This window comes from Halopseudomonas sp. (assembly GCF_036960865.1).
Classification (GTDB): Bacteria; Pseudomonadota; Gammaproteobacteria; order Pseudomonadales; family Pseudomonadaceae; genus Halopseudomonas.
In genome coordinates, this window is record NZ_JBALWE010000009.1 from 188,801 (window position 1) to 210,234 (window position 21,434).

Consider the following 21,434-nt stretch of genomic DNA (forward strand, 5'->3'; position numbering starts at 1 on the left):
CAGCGCAGCGCTGCTGGTCATCACAATCCCTTACGCTAACCCTTGTCTGCCTTGCTGTTTTCAGTAATCTGATGCAGTTATCGAATGGCAGTCCCTTTGACAGAAGCCGTTCAGTTGCATGGCAACAAGCCGATGATTCGCAGCTTCCCCATAACCACATCTCGAATAACCAAGCCGACTGTGATCGATCAGCTTGCAGCACAAATCCAAAAGCCTGCCAGGGAGGGGCATGAGACATGACTGAACTATACGGAAAATGCCTGTGCGAAGCGGTGCACTATCGCATCACCGGCAAGCTGGGGCCGGTGTTCAACTGCCATTGCAGCAAGTGCCGTCGCTGGCATGGCGCGGCCTTTCGCACCCGTACTTCGATACTGCGCAGTCAGTTCAGCTGGCTGCGCGGCGAAGACAACCTGTCCACCTACGATTCATCCGACAATGTCACCAAGTACTTCTGCCGCACCTGCGGCTCACCGCTGATCAGCACCTACAAGGACCACCCACAGGTGCTGGGCATCGCGCTCGGCGGGCTTGAGGGTGAGATCACCGAGCAGCCGCAAGGCCATCTGTTTACCGACTCCAAAGCGAGCTGGCACCAGATAACCGATGACCTGCCACAGTTCCCGGGCTGGCCGGGAGCAGAGGCCTTGGTACGTAAAACAGCAGATTAAGCCGGCGTGCCTTCAGCGCCCTGCTGGGCAATCTCGCGCAGGGCTTCCACCAGATAGGCCGGCTCTTGGGCGCCGGAAATCAGATACTGATTGTTGATAATGAACGCCGGCACAGACGAGACACCTGCCTGCTGATAACGCGCCTCGTCGCTGCGTACCGCTTCAACATAGGCATCAGAAGCCAGCACTTGCTGCGCGGCGTCTGCATCCAGGCCAATGCCCTGCACACAGCGCAACAATACATCACGCTCGCCCACGTTTTCGGCATGACCAAAATAGGCATCAAAAAGCGCTTGCTTCATCGCCGTCGCCTGGCCCTGCTCTGCCGCCCATTTCACCAGGCGATGCGCATCAAAGGTATTGGCAGTGTAGCGCTGCTGCATCTTATTGAAATTCAGCCCCAGCCCCGTAGCAATCTCGATCATGTTGGCCTGGGCTGCTTCCATCTCGGCTTCACTGCGGCCGTATTTCCGGCTCAACGCCTGCAATATGGGTTGTGGCTTGCTGTCCGGGTTGGGGTTCAGTTCAAAAGCGTGCCACTCGACATCTGCCTGAAGCTCCCCGTCCAGACTGGCGAGCGCCTGCTCTAGCCGGGCATAGCCTATTGCGCACCAGGGGCAAGCAATGTCGGACACGATATCAATATGCAGATTACTGCTCATGGACTGTCTCACTCTGAGTCGTTATCAATGCGCATAGCGTACACCGCAAAACTTGCGCTTTCACCTGCCGGCTCGGCAAGCTGGCTATACTCGTTGCAGTACCCCTCGTTTGGCGGAGCCACCATGCTTGAATTACGCCCCAACTGCGAATGTTGTGACAAGGACTTGCCGCACAACGCCGAAGATGCGCTGATCTGTAGCTTTGAATGTACTTTCTGCCGCGAATGTGCAGAACAACACCTAGAGTTCACCTGCCCGAATTGCGGCGGCACGTTGTTGCAACGGCCCAGTCGTCCGGTGCAGTTGCTGGACGCCAACCCTGCGTCCACAAAACGCGTACTAAAGGCCCATGCCGGCTGCCGAAAAACAGACTGAGTCGGCAAGCCATGCACAAACATAGACTTTAGTCACAGAGCCGCTCTTTTTACTCCGCATCCCGGCTACCCTTCGCAGTCGCGTCGACTATAGTTAGGCCTGACCCCACAAGGGTCTGGTTCACGCATCCGAGCACAAATACAAAACCGGGAGCCTTGCATGAGTGCTGTTATTCTATTGTTGGCCGGTTTGGCCATGATGTCTCTGGGGTACTTTATCTACTCCAAGTTCATTGCCGAAAAGATCTATCGGCTTGATCCCGACTTTCGTACGCCAGCGCACGAGTTTGAGGACGGCGTCGACTTTGTTCCCACCAACAGATTTGTCCTCTGGGGCCACCATTTCACCTCGGTTGCTGGCGCAGCGCCTATTGTCGGACCCGCCATCGCGGTGATCTGGGGCTGGGCACCGGCTTTTTTGTGGGTGGTGTTCGGTACTATCTTCTTTGCCGGTGTGCACGACATGGGCGCCATCTGGGCCAGCGTGCGCAACAAGGCTCGCTCGGTCGGCTCGCTCACCGGTGATGTGGTCGGCAAGCGAGCTCGTAGCATTTTCATGATCGTTATCTTCCTGGTACTGCTGATGGTCAACGCGGTCTTCGCCGTGGTGATTGCCAAGCTGATGATGAGCTTCCCGACCGCCGTACTCCCGGTCTGGGGTGCCATCGGTGTGGCATTGATCGTGGGCCAGCTGATTTACCGCCGGATTCTCAACCTGGTCAGCGTCTCGGTCATTGGTGTGATCGCGCTCTACGCCCTGATCTTTGCCGGCCCGTCGATGCCGATCCAGATGCCGGCCGAGGTGGCCGGTGTATCCGGCAATGCCGTCTGGATCATACTGCTGTTCGTCTATGCCGGGGTCGCCTCGATTTTGCCGGTATGGATGCTGCTGCAGCCGCGTGACTATATCAACGGACTGCAGTTGTTCGTTGGCCTGCTGATTCTTTACGGCGCCATTCTGCTGCTGAACCCGACCATGGTCGCACCTATGTTCAACGACGCGGTGCCAGCCGGTACGCCCTCGATCATACCGCTGCTCTTCGTCACCATTGCCTGCGGGGCGATATCAGGGTTCCACGGCCTGGTAGCCTCCGGTACCACCTCCAAGCAATTGAACAAGGAAACCGATGCGCGCTTCGTCGGCTACTTTGGCGCCATTGGCGAGGGCTGCCTGTCGCTGGCCGCCATATTGGTAGCCACCGCCGGCTTCGCCAGCCTGACCGACTGGAAGGCCATGTACTCGGCCTTTGGTCAGGGGGGCGTAACGGCCTTTGTTGAGGGCGGAGCCTATATCATTCACAACGGCCTGGGCCTGCCGCAGGTGACTGCGGCCACCCTGCTGACCGTCATGGCAGCGCTGTTTGCCGGGACCACCATGGATACCGGCCTGCGCCTGCAGCGTTACATTTTCCAGGAGTTTGGCGAAATCTATAACCAGAAATGGATGCAGAAGCCGCTGGTCGCGACCCTCCTGGCAGTCGGCAGCTGCATGTTGCTGGCCTTCGGCGCGGGTGCCGACGGCTCAGGCGGCATGATCATCTGGCCGCTGTTTGGCACCACCAACCAGTTGCTGGCCGGTCTCACGCTGCTGGTGATCACCGTCATGCTGGTGCACCTGCGCCGGCCCATGTGGTTTACCCTGGCGCCGCTGTGCTTCCTGCTGGTGATGACGGTGGTAGCCCTGCTGACCCAGCTGCGTACCTTCTACCAACAGGAGAACTACTTCTTGCTGTTCCTCGACATTGTGGTGCTGATTGCTGCCATCCTGGTGGCCATGGAGTGCGCCGCCGCGCTCAAGCGCCACCGCGCGATGGCCGCCGCCGAGGACAGCAATGCCTCCTGAGAAAGCGGGAGAATGGCGCGTCTGGCTCAGCAAGGCGCGCTTCTTTCTCGAGGAGACCTACAGCACCCGCTACCGCGGCGCCATCGCGCGGGCGCGACGAGATGAGGATGACCTCTTCATGCTGTTGGTATTCTCCGAGATGATGGGCGTGCCCAATCCCGCCAGCTACTACACCCTGGAGCTGCAACCGCTGTTGCTGCAGCGCTTCCATGACTGGCACAGGCGCATGGGCATGGAGCACTCGCCGTTGGACCACTTCCGCTGCTGCTGATCTGGAGCACCCGCTATTACTACCCCAAGCTTTGACCTGCTCAACCGTCGCCTGATCTGGGTGGGCGGCAAGGGCGGGGTGGGCAAGACCACCGTCTCCGCCGCCCTCGCCGTACTTGCCGCCAGCCGCGGCAAACGCTGTTTGATTGTGTCCACCGACCCGGCGCACAGCCTCGGCGACGTCTTCGCCAAGGATCTGGACGATAGTCCGCGTCGCCTGCTACCCAACCTCGATGCCATGGAGATCGATCCCGATACCGAAGTCGAAGCCCACTTGGCGCGCGTCACCGCGCAGATGCGCCGTTTTGCCAGTGCCGAGATGCTACCGGAGCTGGAGCGCCAACTGAAACTGACCCGGCAGTCCCCAGGTACTCAGGAAGCCGCACTACTGGAGCGTATCGCCCGGCTGATCAGCACCCCGCACCCGGAGTACGACCTGATCATCTTCGATACTGCACCCACTGGTCACACCCTGCGTCTGCTGACCTTGCCCGAAGCCATGGCCGCCTGGACCGAAGGCTTGCTCAGCCATAACCGCAAGTCCGAGGAGCTGGGCAAGGTACTGCAGCACCTCACGCCCAAGCGCGGGCGCGATATCGACAGCCCCTTCGACGATCCGCAAACCAGTGAGCTGAGTGACCTGGATCGCAAGACTCGCGATATCGCCGACACCCTGCTCACCCGGCGCCGCCTGTTCCACCAGGCCAGGCGGATACTCAAGGACCACCAGCAAAGCGGCTTTCTGTTCGTGCTCACCCCAGAGCGTTTGCCTATACTGGAAACCTCGCGCGCCGTCAGCGCGCTGCAATCAGTTGATATTCCCATCGTCGCCGCACTGATCAACCGGGTGATTCCGGTAACGGCCGACGGCCAGTTTCTGCAGCGTCGTCGGGAACAGGAAGCCAGCTATCTGCAGCGCATTGAGCACGAGCTCGGACACCTGCCACTACCCCGCTTGCCGTGGCTGGAAACCGACGTCCAAGGCCTGGAGATTCTGCAGAGCATTGCTGAACAATTGGCAGCTCAGGGCTTCTAAGTCCTTAGGTTAAGATCCATGACAGAGAAGGGATACCACATGAAACAGCTATTAATGGCGGCCGCCGCACTGCTGCTGATTGCCGGTTGCACCAGCCAGCCGATCTACAACGTCAGTGATGCCAGTACCCGCGTTTATAACAATGATTTTGAGCCCACCGACCAACAGGTCGAGCAGGCCATCATGTTGGGCGCCACTCGGTATGGCTGGCAGCCGCGTCTGGTCGAGCCTGGCCTGATCGAAGCCAGCATCCTGTTGCGTGACCATCAGGCCACTGTCGAGATCCCTTACTCTGCCAGGAGCTACAGTATTCATCATAAAAGTAGCGAGAACCTGGACTATGACAACGGCGAGATTCACCGCAACTACAATCGCTGGGTGATGAACCTGTCATCGGCCATTCAACAGCAACTGAGCGCCGAAGCCTACGGCGGTAGCCCTCAGGGCGGCCAGATTCGCTGAACGCACCGCGCTATAGCGGGTCAACTGTAGTAACTCCACCGTAGCGCGGGAGAACCACAGCATGCTCAATATTACGCTTGACCCCGATAGCGCCATCGTCACCCTGGAACCCCATGGCACCCTGAGCGAAGAGGACTTTCGTCGTGTCGGCGCCGCCGTAGATCCTTTCGTTGAATTGCACGGCGGCTTGCGCGGCATGATTATTCACGTGCAATCGTTCCCCGGCTGGGATTCATTCAGCGCGATGATTTCACATCTGTCCTTCGTGCAGCAGCACCATCGCAAGATAAAACGCATTGCCGTAGCCAGCGACGGCAATCTGGGCAACCTGGCCGAAGCCATCGGCTCTCACCTGGTAGCCGCCGAAATCAGGCCCTTTGGCTTTGACCAATTGGACGAGGCGAGACGCTGGATCCTGGCGGGCTGATATTCGCTGCCAGCAACGCCACCGCTCGAAGCAATCATCAGGACGTGCTATACAGAACCCATCACTTTTCCAGGGACAGGAGCAGGTATGGCACTCGACACGGCAACCAGTGGCCGCATTCACAGCATCCTCGGCAACGCACAGGCCAAAATAGAGCAACTGCGCAACATTGAGCCGTTTCTGATTGATCTTTCGCTGCGAGAAAACCCGGTAGGCGCGCGGATGGGGCAAACCCTGGCCGACAAGTTGGCCATCCTGCCCAAGGTCCGCGCGTTCGGCTTCGAGCGGATTCTGCTCGGCACCCTCGACTACTCGATGCCCGATGAGCTCGAAGTCGACGACGATTTCATGATGTACCTGCGCGACCAGCAGATTGACACTACCGGCTGTTACGCCTTCACCGACATCGGTCTGGTCGACGAACAAGGCCGGTTTACCCCCTCAGCTTCCATGCTCAAGCTGCGCGATTACCGGGTGCCCAACACCCTGCACGAAATCTACCTGAGCAAAGACGGCATGGCCGGCCAGTACGACCTGTCGACTTTGCTGCGCAGCCTGCCCGCCAGTATCGCCTGGCTGCAGCAGAACATTCGTGGCGATAACGGTGGTGCACCCAAGATCCTGATCAACGTGGTCGATGGCTGCGACGCCCTGGCTGAAGATCCGGACACCGCCAGCAGCGTATTCGCCCTGCTGGCCCGGCAACCCATAGAAGGCATCAGCATTGAGGACGACCGCGGCACCTACCTGCCCTTTCAGGTCGGTGCTTTCGTTGCCGCCATTCGCTGTGTACTGCCGCCGCCGTTAAAGCTGCTGGTACACATGCACGCCGGCGGCGGGTTCGAGAATGCGTCCGTACTTGAAGCGCTGCTCAACGGCGCCGATGGCGCCTGGGGCGGCTTGCCCAAACGCGCGGCAATCATCGGCCACGCCTCGCTGGGTGAGCTGATCGCCAATCTGGTGCGTGTCGGTAACCCGCACATGAGCAAGCGCTACCAGTTGGATCAGTTGCTGCCATTGGCCACCACACTGCAGGTGCTCGACGAGGAGGAGGCTGTCCCGGATGACCTCCCCATCCTGGGCTACAACGCCTACCGATTGCCCCTGAGTTTTTTCCGTCAGCGGCCCGACCGCTTTATGGACCTGGTGCCCGAAGCCATCGGTGGCAGCTACCGTTACCGCATCTGCCCGGTGGTCAGCGACCCGGCGGTGATTGCCGGCCGCCTGGCGGAGGTAACCGGCCAGCCCGCCGATCACTTTGCGCAGGATGTGCTGCAGCAAATGGTGCGTCTGATGCGGCGTGAACTGCGCGCGGGCGAGCGCATTGTCTATGACCAGCCAGCACAGCTGCTGGCGCTCTACGATCGAGCCTGCAGCAGTCTGTGAGCCAGCGAGCCCGTAGCCGTCAGCCAGACGGGACTTTACAAGCCGCCGCGTGCGCCGTACAAAAGAACATTAACGTGCGACGAATGTGTGCAATGGATCAGCAATCACACGCTAGAGATGCGGTTTCCCCGGCACTCGGCACTCCCTATTCAGAGTTGAAGGATCATGACTGACATAGCCCGTGAGATAGAACAGGATAGCGCCGTCTACAAGACACTTCTGGAGTCTACCAAGGCCATCCCCTGGAAAATCGACTGGGCGACCATGCAGTTCGCCTACATCGGCCCACAGATTGAAGCGCTGCTGGGTTGGGCCCAGGACAGCTGGCTCAGTGTCAACGACTGGTCCGATCGCATGCATCCCGAAGACCGCGAGTGGGTGGTGAATTTCTGCGTATCACAATCCCAGTCAGGTATTGATCACGAAGCCGACTACCGTGCGCTGACCAGCGACGGCAACTATGTGTGGATTCGCGACGTGGTACACGTGGTACGCAATGATGATGGCGAGGTCGAGTCGTTGATCGGCTTCATGTTCGACATCAGTGAGCGAAAGAAAACCGAAGAGAAGCTGCTGACCCTGCAGAAAGAACTGGAGGAGCTGTCGTTCAAGGATGGCCTGACCGGCGTCGCCAACCGCCGCATGTTCGACTCCATCATGCAGCTGGAATGGACCAATTCCCGGCGCACCGGTCAGCCCCTGTCGATCATCATGATCGATATCGACTACTTCAAGCAGTACAACGACCACTATGGCCACATCAAGGGCGACGATTGTCTCAAGCGCGTGGCCAAGGCGCTGAACACGGCCGCAGCGCGCTCACGCGACTTTTTTGCCCGCTACGGCGGCGAAGAATTTATCCTAGTGCTGCCGGAAACCGACGCTACCGCAGCCGAACGGGTTGCCGAGCGGTGCCGCAACCTGATTTTCAAGGAACAGATTCCACACGACTACTCGGCAGTGAGCCAGATTCTGACCATCAGCATGGGGCTGGGCACCATTACGCCGAGCCAGCAGGACGAACCCCGCGCCTTCATCGACGCGGTGGATCGTAACCTCTATCTGGCCAAGCAGCAGGGCCGCAACCGACAGGTGAGCGGCCTGGACTGAGGCTGCGGCCTACACCGCCTGAAACACCAACCAGCCGGCGTACAGTCCCAGCAGCAGGAAAGCCAGCGCAGTCACGCGGCGTATCCACACCAGCGGCAACTTGTCGGCCGCCGCATTGCCCAACAGCACCACTGGCACGTTGGCCAGCAACATACCCAGCGTAGTGCCCATAACCACCCACAAGTAGGCATCAAACTGCGCTGCCAGCACCACGGTCGCGATCTGTGTCTTGTCGCCCATTTCTGCCAGGAAGAAGGCAATCAGCGTTGCCATAAAGGCGCCATAACGGCCGATAGGCGGGGTATCGTCTTCATCCAGCTTGTCCGGCACCAGCGTCCAGGCCGCCACTGCGAGGAAAGAGACAGCCAGAATGCCGTGCTGCCATTCATAGCTGAGCAGATCGGCTACCACTTGGCCCACCGCACCAGCAAGGGCGTGATTGACGATAGTGGCAACGAGAATGCCCCAGATGATCGGCCAAGGCCGACGGAAACGCGCAGCCAGCAGCAAAGCCAGCAATTGAGTTTTGTCGCCGATCTCTGCCAGCGAGACAATCCCGGTTGATACGAAAAAAGCTTCCACGGAGGTTCCAACGGAGGGCGGGTCAGACATACCAATGACACACAAACACCCCCGCCCTCGGCTGGTGTTCGTATGTCATAGGTCTCGTCAAACCCGTGCCGCGCTGAGCGGCTGAGGCTTGCGAACGCCATGATCTGCGGATCAATTATGTTGACGTTCGCCAATGGAAGGCAGGCTTCCGGAGAGACTACTCCCCTAAGACGGTGGCAAATTTAGCAGCATCGCTGCGTGCAGGCAACGGAAAAATCAGCCGGGCGCGATCGCGGAGTAGACCTTGAAGCGATTATTCTCGCGCAGCACCTCGCAGGGGCCGATGTGCTCTTCGATCAGCGGCGGATAGCGCAGAAAGCCGTTGGCCACGATGCGCAGTTCCCCTCGTGGCAGCAGATTACGCGTCACCTGATTGAAAAACCGCTCAGCAATGCTGGTGTCCTGGCGGATGCCGGTATGGAATGGCGGGTTACTGATCACGCAGGCATAGCGCCCATGCACCTCGCTCAAGCCATCGGAGGCGTATACCTGTGCCTCTACCCCGTTCAGTTGCAGCGACTGCTGTGCGCACCAGATCGCTAGCGCATCCACATCCACCAGTTCAAACCGGCAGTCCGGGTTGCGCCGCGCCAAAGCGATAGACAACACCCCAGAGCCACAGCCGAAGTCCAGCACCTTGCCGCTGGGCAGCGCCTTGCGCTCTTCCAGCAACAACTCACTACCCTCGTCCAGACGGCCGTGACTGAACACACCAGGCAGGCTCAGCAGTTCAATCTGCTGGTCTTCCAGCTGCAGTGCATAGCGCTGTTGCCAGGCGTTCAGATTGAACGCCGGGGCAGGCTTGTCTGTGACGACTCGCCAAAGCTGGCAATGGCGCGCGGAATCCAGCTTCTCCGGCGCCGCGCCATATGCGCCGAGCAAACGTTCGGCTCGGGTGATACCTCCCTTCTTCTCGCCCACCAGATATATAGGTTTGCCCAGCGCCAGCAACGGTGCTACCTGCGCCAGAGCATACTCGGCACGTTCAATGGCTTTGGGCATCAGCACGATGGCCGCATCCAGCGCCTCGACCTCGGGACACAGATGGGAGAACACCAGTTGCTCGACTGGCAGTTGACCGGAGAGCCCCTGAATAACCGCAAAATCCCAACTCCACAGCGTCCAGTCAGCCGCCAGCTTGCGGGTCAGACCATCCGCGGTCGGATTAACCAGCAACAACCGCTGACCGCTGAACAGCTCTGCACTGCGTTCAAGAATCTGACTGGTATTGTCCATCGGCTACTCCTGATGATCTGCAGGTGGCTGCGCAAAGGGCGCATTGTAAGCGCAGTGGCCTATGGCTCAAAACCCTGCTTCAGGGCAGCGTGGAACAGCGGCTCAAGGTCGCCCTCTGGCCAGTGATTTTTTTGGCCGTAACAAGGGGCAGGCGGCGCAATATTCCACCGGATTACTGGCCTGATAGTAAAAGCAACAGGTGCGCCGAAAACGGATGCAGCGACCATCTGCCAACGCGGTAGGGGCGCGCCGGAAATGCTGCAGAGGGTTGTAGCGCAAACCGAACAACGCTGGCGGCGCCTGCGTCAGCAGCCATTCGAAGTCGCTTTCAACGCGTGCGCGTACCCGCGGGTCGCTGTGGTCAGCCATGCGTTTCTCATACAACGAGTAGACCCGCGCAGCAGTATTGTCCCAGAGAATACGACGGGAGACGCCGCTGGCCTGGTGCAAGCTCTCCAGCAGCGGCGCCAACAGACCGGCAAACAGCGCCTGCACGACAGCGGCGCGCCAGGCGGCGCGCTCACCCCTCGGATAAACACACGGCGTCTGGTCGGCAACCGGCATGCAGGAAGTCCATAGCCCGTCATCGTGACCATACTCCAGCAGGCAATTATCCAGTGATAACCTCAGCCCCTTGTCACAGACCGACATCGCGTAAAGACAGGCACCGGTAGCCAGAAACGCGAAGCGCTTGACCAACAGCGAGGCAGTTATAGCGGGGGTGGGCGACCCAATAACCGGGCCTAGCTCTGACAGCAGCGCTCGGCATGGCTGCTCCTGCAGCAGTACGCGAGGGCTGACGGCACGTGCGGCGTCATGCTCAGGCAGCACTCGCAAACGCAATGGTCCGACCAGCACGGCCCACTCCTGCGAGCTAAAGGCTTCGCGCAGGCTCATGGTGGCGTCTCGCGACCAAAGGGAATACACAGCGGCGTACCAAAGAAAGGGTCCGGGATGACGCGGCAGTTGAGCTTGAACACCTGCTTTACCAACGCCTCGGTCAATATTTCGGCTGGAGGCCCTTGGGCAACCACGGTGCGCTGATCAACCGCCACCAGATGATCGGCATAGCGACAGGCCAGATTGAGATCGTGCAACACCATGATGATGGTCTTGTTCTGGTGCCGGTTCAGTTCTCGCAGCAGATCCAGCACTTCAATCTGGTGCGCCAGATCCAGGTAGGTAGTCGGCTCATCAAGCAACACCAGGTCGGTGTCCTGTGCCAACGTCATGGCAATCCACACCCGCTGTCGTTGTCCGCCTGACAGCTCATCTACCGGTCGGTCTGCCAGCGCCAGCACGCCGGTCTGCTGCAGGGCCTGCTCGACCATCGCCTCATCCTGCGCGCTCCACTGCTGCAGCCAGCTTTGGTAGGGGTAACGACCCAACGCGACCAGTTGCCGCACACTGATACCCTCGGGTGCAGTAGGTGCCTGCGGCAGAATCGACAGCCCGCGGGCTACCGCGGCGGTGGAACGCTGCCGAATATCCACGCCATCGAGAATCACCGAGCCGTGGCGCGGTTTCAGCAGGCGCGCCAGCGCCTTGAGCAACGTACTCTTGCCACACCCGTTGCTGCCGATCAGCACCGATATCTTGCCGGCCGGCAACTGCAGGTCCAGCGCGTCAATAATCGTTTGGCGCTGATACCCCAGGGTCAGTTGCTGCGTTGCCATTTCGGCCATCTGAAGCCCTCAATGCGTTTGATTAATCAGTAGATAAAGAAAGTAAGGGGTACCCAGCACGGCCACGAAGATACCGGCAGGCAAATCCAGCGGCAGAAACAACGTACGTCCAGCGAGGTCTGCCAGCATCACCAGATTGCCCCCCACCAATGCCGCCATCAGCGCCTGCCCGACAAAGCCGGGCGCAACCAGTCGCCGTGCAATATGGGGGGCAATCAGGCCAACAAAGGCCATGGCGCCGCCCCATGCTACAGCGGCGCCCGCCAGCGCCACGCTGACCAGCAGCAGGCCTGCGCGCAATCCTTGCAGGCGCAGGCCCACTCCCTGCGCCAAGGCATCGTCCAGTTGCTGCACCTGCACCTTGCGCGCCAGCCATACCAATAGCGGCAGTATCGCCAGCAACCAAAGGGCCAGCGCCTGCGGCTCGGCCCAACTGGCACCGTAGACACTCCCGGTCAGCCAGACATATGCCGACAGGGTGGTCGTCAACGGGCTGAACACCAGCGTGAAGGTGGTCACCGCCGCCAACAACGCCGACACGCCCACTCCGATCAGCACCAGGCGCAGGGGCGACACGCCCTGTTTCCAGGCCAGCAGATAAATCGCCAACGCTGCCAATCCAGCGCCCAGCATCGCCGCCAACGGCAACCATTGAGCGCCGATCAGCGCAGACAGGAAAGACAGATAAAGCACCGCGCCAGCACTGGCGCCGCTGGTAATACCCAGCAGGTCGGGTGAGGCCAGCGGGTTGCGTACCATGCTCTGCAGGATCAACCCCGATAGCGCCAGGCCGGCCCCCACCAAGGCCGCCAGCAACAAGCGTGGCAAGCGCAGCTGCTCGACAATAAACAACAACTGAGGGTCTCCGCCGTTCAACAGCAGCTGCAGCACGTTAACCGGTGACAACACGACCTTGCCCAGCGACAGCGCACCCAGCATCACCAGCAAGGTGATCACTGCTGCCACCACCAGCCGCCCCGCCGTGGGCAGGTCGGCACGGCGGGAAAACCTTCCCCAGCGCAGCACCAGCGGTTTATGCATAACGATTACCTCGGCGCGCCAGCGCGATGAAGAAGGGCGCGCCGAACAGCGCGGTCATCACACCGACCGGCACCTGCTGCGGCAGAATCACCACCCGTGCAAGGGTGTCAGCCAGCAGTAGCAGACTGGCACCGGCCAGCGCGCAGCCAGGCAGCAACCAGCGGTGATCCGCCGACACCGTCCTGCGCACCATGTGCGGCACCAGCAAGCCGATGAAACCGATACTGCCGGCCAGTGCCACCGCGCTGCCAGCCAGCCAGATGATCAGCATCCCCAGCATCAGACGGATGCGACCGGTACGTTGCCCCAAGCCTACCGAGATGGCTTCACCGGCATTCAGCACGTTGACCTGCCCTGCCAACAGCCATGCAGCAACCAGCGCCAGCAGCACACCCACCAGCAAAGGCGCAGCTACCGTCAACTCACGCTCGGTGAGCGAGCCCGCCAGCCAGAACAGCACCGTGTCCAGGCCCTGCTGATTGACCACCAACAGTGCCTGACTGAACGCAGAGAACAAGGCAGTGATGGCAGCACCCGCCAGCACAATACGCAACGGGCTCAGGCTGGCCTGCCCGCGGTTACCAATCAACCAGACCAGGCTACCGGCCACAGCGGCACCCAGGAAGGCACACCAGAGCCAGTGCTGAGGATGGTTCAGGCCAAAACCGACAACGCCGACAATGATCGCAAAGGTTGCTCCGGCATTTACCCCGAACAAGCCTGGTGAAGCCAGCGGGTTGCGCGTCAGCGCCTGCATCAGCGCACCGGCCACCGCCAGGCTGGCGCCCACCGCCATCCCCATCAGGGTGCGCGTCAGGCGCGCGCCCACCAGCAGTGCACGGTTCTGCTCCCCATGGTCGGGTGACAGCAAGGCGGTGATCAGTTGTGGCGGCGTAATCCAGCTTGGCCCTGCTGCCAGACTCAGCCAGATACTGAGCAGCAGTAACAGCAGCAGACACACCAGCATCCGCCCGCTACTCATGCGTCCACCTGCGCAAGGATCACCCGTGCGACGTCATCCAGCATGTGATTGGCACCGAGAATGCCGCCAGACAGACTCCATGGCACACCATCAACCTGCCACACTGCGCGCTGCTGCGGTGCCCTAAGCTGTTGCCACAGGGGGTTTGCCAGCAGTTTTTGATAGTTACGTTGCGAGGCAGGGTTGTCGGCGTGCTGGAAGACAAAGAACAGGTCGGCGTCCACCGCCGGCAGGCTTTCCTGGCTACTCAGCTTGAGTGACACGCCCGCCGCGGCGCGGGCAGTGTGATTCCAGGCAAAGCCCAGCTCGCTCAGTACCGAGCCGGCAAAACTGGCCGGCAGGTAGCTGCGAATGTGGTCCTCGCGCACATCCAGCACAGACACGGTGAGCGGCCAACGATCAGCGAAGGCGGCACGCAGTTGCGCACGCAGTGCTGTCACCCTTTGTTGCCATTGCTCCAGCAGGTAGTCTGCCTGCTGCACACGCTGCAGGGCCGCCCCCATTGTCACCAAGGTGCGCTTGAATTCGTATACCTCATCAAGCATCAACAGTCGGCCCATCTGCCGCAGCAAGGGCGCAATCCGCTGATGACGAAAGCGTGAAGCGACTATCACGTCCGGCCGCAGCAGCGCTATATCCTCCAGACTGGGTTGGGTTTCCAGCCCTACGTGCGGTACGCCCACCAGTGCCGAGCGCAGATAGCGATAGGTCGGCTTCTCACTCCAGGAATCGACCACACCGCAAGGCGTCAAGCCCAACGCCACGGCGCTGTCGGTAGCCCCCTGAAACAGGGTAACCACGCGCAACGAAGCTCCCGGCACCGGCAGGGGCACAAACCATAATCCCAGCGTCAGCCCTAACAGGCCGCGCCGGGATATACAGAGTTCAGGCTCGCAGGTCACGGGTTACTCATCAGGCCCGCTCCCCACCCCAGACAGGTACTGGCAGCAGCCCATCAGAAACCGACAGTCGCCGACAGCAGGTAGGTTCTGGGGGTAGATATGGTCAAACCCGCCGCGCTGTCATCCGATGCGCCGGCAGAAATCCAGGAACGATCATCCAGCACGTTCTCCACGCTGGCACGCAGCGTGATGTCCTTCTCAGCAGCCCTGAAAGCATAGCGCGCGCCCACGTCATAGCGTTCCCAGCCATCGATTTTCTGACTATTGGCCTGATCCAGGTACTGCGAGCTGGAGTGAATACCCCGCGCACTCAACGTCAGACCGGACAGGGTCGGCACGTCCCATTCAGCGCCCAGATTGACGCTGTACTCCGGGGTAGCCGGGGCACGGTTGCCGTCAGACACGCCGCCATTGGTATCGGTTAGCTCGCTGTCGATGAACATCAGACCGCCCAGCAAACGTACACCAGGCAGCGGCTCACCAAAGGTGCTCAGCTCTATGCCCTGGTTCTCACGCTTGCCGTTGGGCCCAAAAATACCGGTGGCCGAATTCGTCTCGTAGGCCGGCTGCTTGATGCGAAAGACACTCGCGGTCAGGCCGAAGGTACCGTGATCATACTTGGCACCGACCTCCACCTGACGACTGACGAAGGGAGGGAAAATCTCGTCTTCGTTGATCGACGTTGAAGGGGCAATCTTTCCCTGACTCAGCCCTTCCATGTAATTGGCGTAGAGCGACACTTCGCTGGTCAGCTTGTAAAGGATGCCAGCTGATGGCGAGACTTTCTCCTCGTCGTAACCGGTCGCGCCTCGAATGCCGTTGGTCCAGTCATCCACCTTGACCCGCTGCCATCGAGCACCCAGGGTCAACAGCAAACGGTCATCCAGGAAGCCCAGAGTGTCAGCCAGCGCCACGCCGCTGAAGCGGTTCTCGGTGTACACCTCGTTATCGAAGCGGGTAGGTGTGGTCGGCGTGGGGGTTGCTACTGGATCGTAGAGATTGCTGGGAGCCGATGCGTAACGTGCACCGCCGTTGGTGAAGTCCATGTAAAAATAGTTGGCCGCAAGGTTCAGCTCATGGCTGATCTGGCCGGTGTTAAACCAGGCCCGTGTGCCCGCGGTGGCGGTCCAGACACTTTCATCCCGAGTAAAGTCGCGCGGCTGAACATTGAAGTCACCCGCCTCATTGAGGATGGAAACGTTGTGCCGCAGAAAGTCATGGTTACTTTCACGCGCGCCGGCCGCGCCATAAACCAGCAGCGAATCACTAACATCAAACTCCCCGCTGAGCATGGCAAAGGTGTCTTCGGTGCGGGCCTTGCTCCAGGCCTGCGCGTAATTGTCGTTGACCCGGTCAGCATCCGGCACAGTCACGTTGTCGCCCACCAGCACGCGCTCCTGCGGCGCATCGGTGTCGCGCTCGGTGTGGCCGATATCGGCAGCCAGGCGCAGGCGCTCACCCCGATAGTCCAGGCCGAGTATGGCCATCTCGCGATCAATGCTCTGGTGATCCCACTCAGTATCGCCAGACTGTTTGACCGCATTGAAACGCAGGCCGAATGTATCGTCCTCGCCAAAGCGCCGCCCGACATCCAGCGCACCACCAACCTGGCTATCCGAGGCGTAGCTGCCGGTGAATTCGGTAAGGGGTTCATCACCCGCGCGTTTGGACACCAGGTTAACGCCGCCGCCTACCGCACCACGTGGCGAAATACCGTTGATCAATTGGCTGGGGCCCTTGATGATATCTACCCGGTCGGCCATTTCCATGTCGATCGAATACGTCGGCATGATGCCGTACAGCCCGTTGAGGGCGACATCGCTGTTGAACAGACTGAAGCCACGAATAGTGAATTGCTCGTAGCGCCCACCTGCCGGATTGGTAGAACGTACCGAAGGGTCGCTCGCGATCAGGTCACCCAAGGTACGGGCATTCTGGTTTTTCACCGTCTCACTGGTGTAGGTGGTCATGCTGAACGGCGTTTCCATGAAGTCCCGCGAGCCCAATAGACCCTGCGAGCCGCGGCGAGCCACTTGGCCACCAGTGTAGCGTTGACCATCGACGCTAGCGCCGGCAGCCTCGCCCATCACGGTGATCGGCGCCATCTCCAGCGTGCCCTCAGTCTGCGCAGCAGGCACCAGCGTATAGGCAGCGTCCCCCACCGAACGCAGCTGCAAGCCGCTTCCCTGCAACAGCCGCGCAAAGCCTTCATCAACGCTATAGTCACCGTTCAGGCCGGAGGTGCGACGACCGCTCAGCAGCGCGGGATCAACCGATAGACTGACGCCAGCCTGACCGGCAAAACGCGTCAGCGCCGCGCCCAGATTGCCAGCAGGCACCGTGAAGCTGCGCCGAGCAGTGTCTTGGGCGAAGCTTGCGGGTATCACCAGCGGACCGCAGCACAGCCCAACAGCCAGGCCCATCTGCAACAGTGATTTGAGGCGAAACGGCGCGCGGCCGGGAGATACTGCGGACATGAACATACCCTCGATTTTTGCTCTATACCGGTACTGACTGGCGAGACAAAAAAAGGGGACAGTCTTCAGGTGTTTTTTTCCTGCGGGACCAGCGTGACCCAATAGCGTGTACGTGACAGCACCTGTAACGGCAGACTGGCAGCAAGCAGAGACAATACGCGATCAGTATCGTCCAGGCGGAAGCTACCGGTGATACGCAGCCCTTCTAGAGCGGGCTCCCAGCGCAACAGGCCCGGCCGATAGCGGCGCAACTCGCGCAGAAAGTCGCCCAGTGGCTGATCATCCGCGACGAGCACGCCTTCGCGCCACCCCGGCACACCGACATCAAATGAGCTCAACGCGGTAAAGCCCGACGTCGTCAGATTGACTTGCTGCCCCGGCAGCAGGCGCTGGGTCGCCCCTCCGGCAGACCACAACTGCAATTCGCCATCGAGCGCCGAGATACGACAGTGCGCTGCCTCAAGCCGTGCGCAGAGTTCACCCTGAACCAGCCGCACGCCACCCTGCGGCAGCTGCACGGTAAGCGCTGAGGAGCGCGCAGCCTTGAGCGCCAGCTCGCCGCGCACCAGGGTCAGCCGGTTGGCAGCAAGATCCAGATTCACAGCAGTGTCGGTATTGAGCTGCAGCAGACTGCCATCGGCCAGCGTGAGGTGCTGCTGCTCACCTGTTGCGGTCTGCAAATCCGCACGCCAGGCCTCGACCGGCACCTGCCGGCTCAGCAGCCAGCCCGTGGGCAGCAGCGCCGCCATCGCAAAGCCGCGCTTGATCGCCTTGCGACGACCCAGGTCCGGACGATCCAGAGACGCCATGGCCAGCGCCGGTGGCAAGCCCGAGAAACGTGCCTGCAGCTGTAACGCACGCTGCCAGGCTTGCTCATGACCAGGGTACCGGTTGCGCCACGCCTGCAGGCGCGCCAAATCAGCCTGACTGACGTCCCCGGCAGCCACCAATGCCAGCCACTGGGCAGCAGCGCGAGTCATTTCGCGGGTTTCTTTACCCAGCGGCTCAACCGTCATTGCAGCTCCATCAGCAAGCAATGCTCGAAGGCCTGGGCCATATAGCGCTTGATCGTACGCTCAGACACCTCCAGGCGCTCAGCAATAGTCCGATAGCCAAGTCCTTCCAGTTGGCTCAAGAGGAACGCCCGCCGTACCGCAGCCGGTAAACCATCGAGCAGCTCATCCAGCGCCTGCAGCGTTTCCAGCAGGGCCCAGCGCTGCTCCGGCGAGGGCGCGACCTCCTCTGGTAGTTGCGCCAGTGCGTCCATATACGCCTGCTCCAGGCTACGGCGCGAGTAGAAGCTGTTCAACAAGCGCTTGCCCACGGTCAGCAGGTAGGCGCGGGGTTCCTGAATCTCAGAGACTTTCTGCGAGCTGGCGAGCAACTTGACGAAGGTATCCTGGCTCAGATCGGCAGCATCCCATGCATTGCCCAGTTGCCGCCGCAGCCAGTTTTCCAGCCAGCTTTGGTGATCGCGGTACAGGCTGTGCAGGCTCTGCTCCGGTGGCAACACTGAATCAGTCATAGCATGAGCCTGAATGAAGAGTTAAATGCGATTGATTGTATTTAACAATACCAGGCAACATCAAGGCGAAATCACGTTTCTCTGAGCAGGCAGCCCGCAGCGCGACATGGCCATACTCTCAAGCTCGCGGCTTGGCCCGCCGCGTGGGTTCCGCCTGCAGGGGATCATCCGGCCAGTAGTGCTTGGGGTAGCGGCCTTTCATCTCCTTCTTTACCTCGGCGTAGCTGCCGCGCCAGAAGCCGGCCAGATCCTGGGTTACCTGCACCGGACGCTGTGCCGGCGAGAGTAACTGCAGCTTGAGCGGCTGACGCCCACGCGCGATACGCGGGTTGTCGGCACTGCCGAACAACTCTTGCAGTCGCACCGACAGGCTTGGCGGCGTTTCGCTGTAATCGATGCGAATACGCGAGCCGGTCGGCACCTGCCAATGGGTCGGCGCCAGCTCGTCCAGTTGTTGCGGTAATGGCCAGGGCAGGCGCGCGGCGAGTATGCCGGGCAGTTCCAGGTTACCGAAGTGGGCCAGCCGAGCAACTTTGTCCAGATAGGGTGCGAGCCAGTCTTCCAGGCTATCGAGCAACGCTTGATCAGACAGGTCCGGCCACTCGCTCTTGCCGCTATCGGCCAGATCCAGGTCACGCAGCAACGTAATGCGGGCCTGCCACTGGCGTAGCGCCGGCGTCCAGGGCAGCAGTGCCAACCCTTGCCGGCGCACAACATCGCAGAGCGCGCGCTGGCGTTGCTGCGGATCAATCTGTGGCAGCGCAGTGCGCTGCCACACCAGCTCGCCAATGCGCTCCTGCCGTTCGGCCAGCAGACTCTCGCTGCGCGCGTCCCAGGCTAAGGTATCGCGCTGGCTCAGTAGCTCGGGCTGTAGCGACAACAACGCCGGCACATCCAACTCGGCTGCCAGAAAGATACGCGCGTTACGCTGCGAAGCCTGCCCACCCAAGGCGGCAATCGCCAGCCAGCTCGATTGCTGTAACGAGTCTGGCTCGATAAAGGCGGCGGCGCGACCATTGGCCAGCCGGTACTCGCTGCCACCGTCACCGCGCCGTTGCGCGACGCGATCCGGATAGGCCAGCGCCAGCAGCACGCCAACCCATTTATCGTGCGCAGGGTCGCTCACCACATCCGCCTGCGGCAACCGTTGCAGTTGCCGCAGCCATTGTTCGGCCAGCTTGCGCGCGCGCTGCAGGGCGCCGCGGTCGGCATCAGCGCCGCGCGCATCATCGAACAATGCCAGACGCAGGCTCGCGTCCACACTGGCAGCGCGCCGCAACAGGTCACGCTCATCGACAATGGCGGCCAGGCGCGCCGCCATCTGGCCAAGGCCGACGCGCTGCCCGACCACCAGCATGTGGGCCAGTCTGGGATGCATGGGCAGGCTCACCAGGGTTTCGCCGTGGGCGGTCAGCTGCCAACCCCGCTCGCCCGGCCGCAGTGCGCCCAGGCGCTGCAGCAACTCGCGGCCCTGCTGCAAGGCCGCGGCTGGCGGCGGATCGAGCCAAACCAGTTCGCTCACATCCTGCACACCCCAGTGGGCCAACTGCAACGCCAGCGGCGCCAGATCGGCCTGACGTATTTCCGGCTCGCGCTGGGCTGCCAGTTGCTCGTGCTGCTGCGCGGACCACAACCGATAACAGACGCCCGGCTCCAGACGACCCGCACGACCCGCGCGCTGCTCGGCAGCGGCGCGCGAGACGCGGCGGGTCTGCAGCCGCGTCATGCCGGTTTGCGGGTCAAAGGCCGCCTCGCGTGACAAACCCGCGTCGACCACCACCCGAATGCCCTCGATAGTCAGGCTGGTTTCGGCAATCGCGGTGGCCAGCACGACCTTGCGCTGCCCCGCCGGGGCTGGCTGGATCGCCTGGCGCTGTGCGGCAAAATCCAGCTCACCATACAAAGGTGTGAGCAGCACATCCGGGTTGCTGCTCAGGCTCTGCTCCAGCTGTGCCTGCACGCGGCGAATCTCGGCGGTGCCCGGCAAAAACACCAGCAGACTGCCCTGCTCATCACTCAATGCCTGCAGTACCGTCTGGCACACCAGCGGTTCAATGAACTGCCGCGGCTCCCAAGGGGCGCCGTAGTTCACTTTGACCGGAAACTGGCGGCCCTGACTGGTTATCACCGGTGCCTCGTCCAGCAGTTGACTGACACCTTCGGCATCCAGGGTGGCGGACATGACCAGCAGGCGCAGCGGCAGCTGGTCGCGCAAGTACTGCTGGGTCTGTACGCAGAGGGCCAAGCCCAGATCGGCGTCCAGACTACGTTCGTGGAACTCGTCGAAAATCACCAGGCCGACACCCGGCAGTTCTGGGTCGGCCTGCAACTGGCGTTGCAGAATACCCTCGGTAACCACCTCAATACGGGTGGCCGCGCTGACCTTGCTGTCGAGGCGAATGCGGTAGCCCACGGTCTGCCCTACCGGCTCGCCCAACAAGTGGGCCAGGCGCTCAGCTGCCGCGCGGGCAGCCAGGCGACGCGGCTCAAGCAAAATGATCTTCTGCCCAGCCAACCACTCGGCTTGCAACAGAGCCAGCGGCACCAGAGTGGTTTTACCGGCACCGGGCGGCGCCTGCAGGACCGCCGAGAGATTGCTGCTCAGGGCTTGCAGCAGCTGCGGCAGAATCTGGGTTACCGGGAGTTCACTCATGCGCTGACCATACCGAAAGAGAGGCCCGCATTATACGGTTTGCGGGCTTTCAGTCAGCACAGCGCGCAGATATGCTATGC

21 protein-coding genes and 1 riboswitch are annotated in these 21,434 nt (G+C 61.1%); of the genes, 9 read left to right on the forward strand and 12 right to left on the reverse strand.

Annotation, left to right across the window (positions count from 1 at the left end):
• Positions 1-236: 236 nt before the first annotated feature.
• Positions 237-671: a GFA family protein gene (locus tag V7747_RS14330; RefSeq protein ID WP_335616696.1), complete on the forward strand. Its 435-nt coding sequence runs from the start codon at positions 237-239 to the stop codon at positions 669-671.
• On the opposite strand, the gene V7747_RS14335 is transcribed toward V7747_RS14330, so the two are convergent.
• Positions 668-1,333, reverse strand: coding sequence for a DsbA family oxidoreductase (locus V7747_RS14335; RefSeq protein ID WP_335616697.1), 666 nt, complete (start codon positions 1,331-1,333; stop codon positions 668-670). The genes V7747_RS14330 and V7747_RS14335 overlap by 4 nt on opposite strands.
• Before the next feature lie 123 nt (positions 1,334-1,456).
• Here V7747_RS14335 and V7747_RS14340 point away from each other — a divergent pair, with 123 nt between their 5' ends.
• The 8 genes from V7747_RS14340 to V7747_RS14375 all read left to right on the forward strand — a co-directional run bounded on the left by V7747_RS14340 (position 1,457) and on the right by V7747_RS14375 (position 8,241).
• The gene (locus tag V7747_RS14340) at positions 1,457-1,708 is read left to right on the forward strand and encodes a DUF1272 domain-containing protein (RefSeq protein WP_335616698.1); all 252 of its coding nucleotides are present in this window, start codon (positions 1,457-1,459) and stop codon (positions 1,706-1,708) included.
• 159 nt (positions 1,709-1,867) lie between these two features.
• Positions 1,868-3,550: a carbon starvation CstA family protein gene (locus V7747_RS14345; RefSeq protein ID WP_335616699.1), complete on the forward strand. Its 1,683-nt coding sequence runs from the start codon at positions 1,868-1,870 to the stop codon at positions 3,548-3,550.
• Positions 3,540-3,821: a cory-CC-star protein gene (locus V7747_RS14350; RefSeq protein ID WP_335616700.1), complete on the forward strand. Its 282-nt coding sequence runs from the start codon at positions 3,540-3,542 to the stop codon at positions 3,819-3,821. Before V7747_RS14345 ends, V7747_RS14350 begins: the two co-directional genes overlap by 11 nt.
• Positions 3,822-3,875: 54 nt before the next feature.
• The gene (locus V7747_RS14355; protein WP_335616730.1) at positions 3,876-4,856 is read left to right on the forward strand and encodes an ArsA family ATPase; all 981 of its coding nucleotides are present in this window, start codon (positions 3,876-3,878) and stop codon (positions 4,854-4,856) included.
• Between the two features lie 39 nt (positions 4,857-4,895).
• Positions 4,896-5,318, forward strand: coding sequence for a hypothetical protein (locus V7747_RS14360; protein WP_335616701.1), 423 nt, complete (start codon positions 4,896-4,898; stop codon positions 5,316-5,318).
• A 61-nt stretch (positions 5,319-5,379) separates the two neighbouring features.
• Positions 5,380-5,745 (forward strand): STAS/SEC14 domain-containing protein, encoded by a 366-nt coding sequence (locus tag V7747_RS14365; RefSeq protein ID WP_335616702.1) that lies wholly within the window; start codon positions 5,380-5,382, stop codon positions 5,743-5,745.
• Between the two features lie 87 nt (positions 5,746-5,832).
• The gene (locus V7747_RS14370; protein WP_335616703.1) at positions 5,833-7,131 is read left to right on the forward strand and encodes a hypothetical protein; all 1,299 of its coding nucleotides are present in this window, start codon (positions 5,833-5,835) and stop codon (positions 7,129-7,131) included.
• A gap of 165 nt (positions 7,132-7,296) precedes the next feature.
• A complete protein-coding gene (locus V7747_RS14375; RefSeq protein WP_335616704.1) occupies positions 7,297-8,241 on the forward strand; it encodes a GGDEF domain-containing protein in 945 nt (314 codons plus the stop codon).
• A gap of 9 nt (positions 8,242-8,250) precedes the next feature.
• Here the strand turns inward: V7747_RS14375 and V7747_RS14380 are convergent, their stop codons facing one another.
• The 11 genes from V7747_RS14380 to hrpB all read right to left on the reverse strand — a co-directional run bounded on the left by V7747_RS14380 (position 8,251) and on the right by hrpB (position 21,354).
• Complete coding sequence (locus V7747_RS14380; protein ID WP_335616705.1) at positions 8,251-8,823, reverse strand: TMEM165/GDT1 family protein; 573 nt, start codon at positions 8,821-8,823, stop codon at positions 8,251-8,253.
• A gap of 25 nt (positions 8,824-8,848) precedes the next feature.
• A riboswitch (yybP-ykoY riboswitch) is annotated at positions 8,849-9,031 on the reverse strand.
• Between the two features lie 38 nt (positions 9,032-9,069).
• The gene (locus tag V7747_RS14385) at positions 9,070-10,089 is read right to left on the reverse strand and encodes a class I SAM-dependent methyltransferase (protein WP_335616706.1); all 1,020 of its coding nucleotides are present in this window, start codon (positions 10,087-10,089) and stop codon (positions 9,070-9,072) included.
• 102 nt (positions 10,090-10,191) lie between these two features.
• Positions 10,192-10,986: an IucA/IucC family C-terminal-domain containing protein gene (locus V7747_RS14390; RefSeq protein ID WP_335616707.1), complete on the reverse strand. Its 795-nt coding sequence runs from the start codon at positions 10,984-10,986 to the stop codon at positions 10,192-10,194.
• The gene (locus tag V7747_RS14395) at positions 10,983-11,774 is read right to left on the reverse strand and encodes an ABC transporter ATP-binding protein (RefSeq protein ID WP_335616708.1); all 792 of its coding nucleotides are present in this window, start codon (positions 11,772-11,774) and stop codon (positions 10,983-10,985) included. Before V7747_RS14395 ends, V7747_RS14390 begins: the two co-directional genes overlap by 4 nt.
• 9 nt (positions 11,775-11,783) lie before the next feature.
• Positions 11,784-12,815, reverse strand: coding sequence for a FecCD family ABC transporter permease (locus tag V7747_RS14400; RefSeq protein WP_335616709.1), 1,032 nt, complete (start codon positions 12,813-12,815; stop codon positions 11,784-11,786).
• Entirely contained in the window at positions 12,808-13,797 is a 990-nt protein-coding gene (locus tag V7747_RS14405) for a FecCD family ABC transporter permease (RefSeq protein ID WP_335616710.1), read from the reverse strand. The genes V7747_RS14400 and V7747_RS14405 overlap by 8 nt, the downstream gene beginning before the upstream one ends.
• The gene (locus V7747_RS14410; RefSeq protein ID WP_335616711.1) at positions 13,794-14,699 is read right to left on the reverse strand and encodes an ABC transporter substrate-binding protein; all 906 of its coding nucleotides are present in this window, start codon (positions 14,697-14,699) and stop codon (positions 13,794-13,796) included. The genes V7747_RS14405 and V7747_RS14410 overlap by 4 nt, the downstream gene beginning before the upstream one ends.
• Positions 14,700-14,752: 53 nt before the next feature.
• Positions 14,753-17,176: a TonB-dependent receptor gene (locus V7747_RS14415; protein ID WP_335616712.1), complete on the reverse strand. Its 2,424-nt coding sequence runs from the start codon at positions 17,174-17,176 to the stop codon at positions 14,753-14,755.
• Between the two features lie 65 nt (positions 17,177-17,241).
• The gene (locus V7747_RS14420) at positions 17,242-18,192 is read right to left on the reverse strand and encodes a FecR domain-containing protein (protein WP_335616713.1); all 951 of its coding nucleotides are present in this window, start codon (positions 18,190-18,192) and stop codon (positions 17,242-17,244) included.
• Entirely contained in the window at positions 18,189-18,701 is a 513-nt protein-coding gene (locus V7747_RS14425) for a sigma-70 family RNA polymerase sigma factor (protein WP_335616714.1), read from the reverse strand. The genes V7747_RS14420 and V7747_RS14425 overlap by 4 nt, the downstream gene beginning before the upstream one ends.
• A 118-nt stretch (positions 18,702-18,819) precedes the next feature.
• A complete protein-coding gene (gene hrpB / locus V7747_RS14430; protein WP_335616715.1) occupies positions 18,820-21,354 on the reverse strand; it encodes an ATP-dependent helicase HrpB in 2,535 nt (844 codons plus the stop codon).
• Positions 21,355-21,434 lie beyond the last annotated feature (80 nt).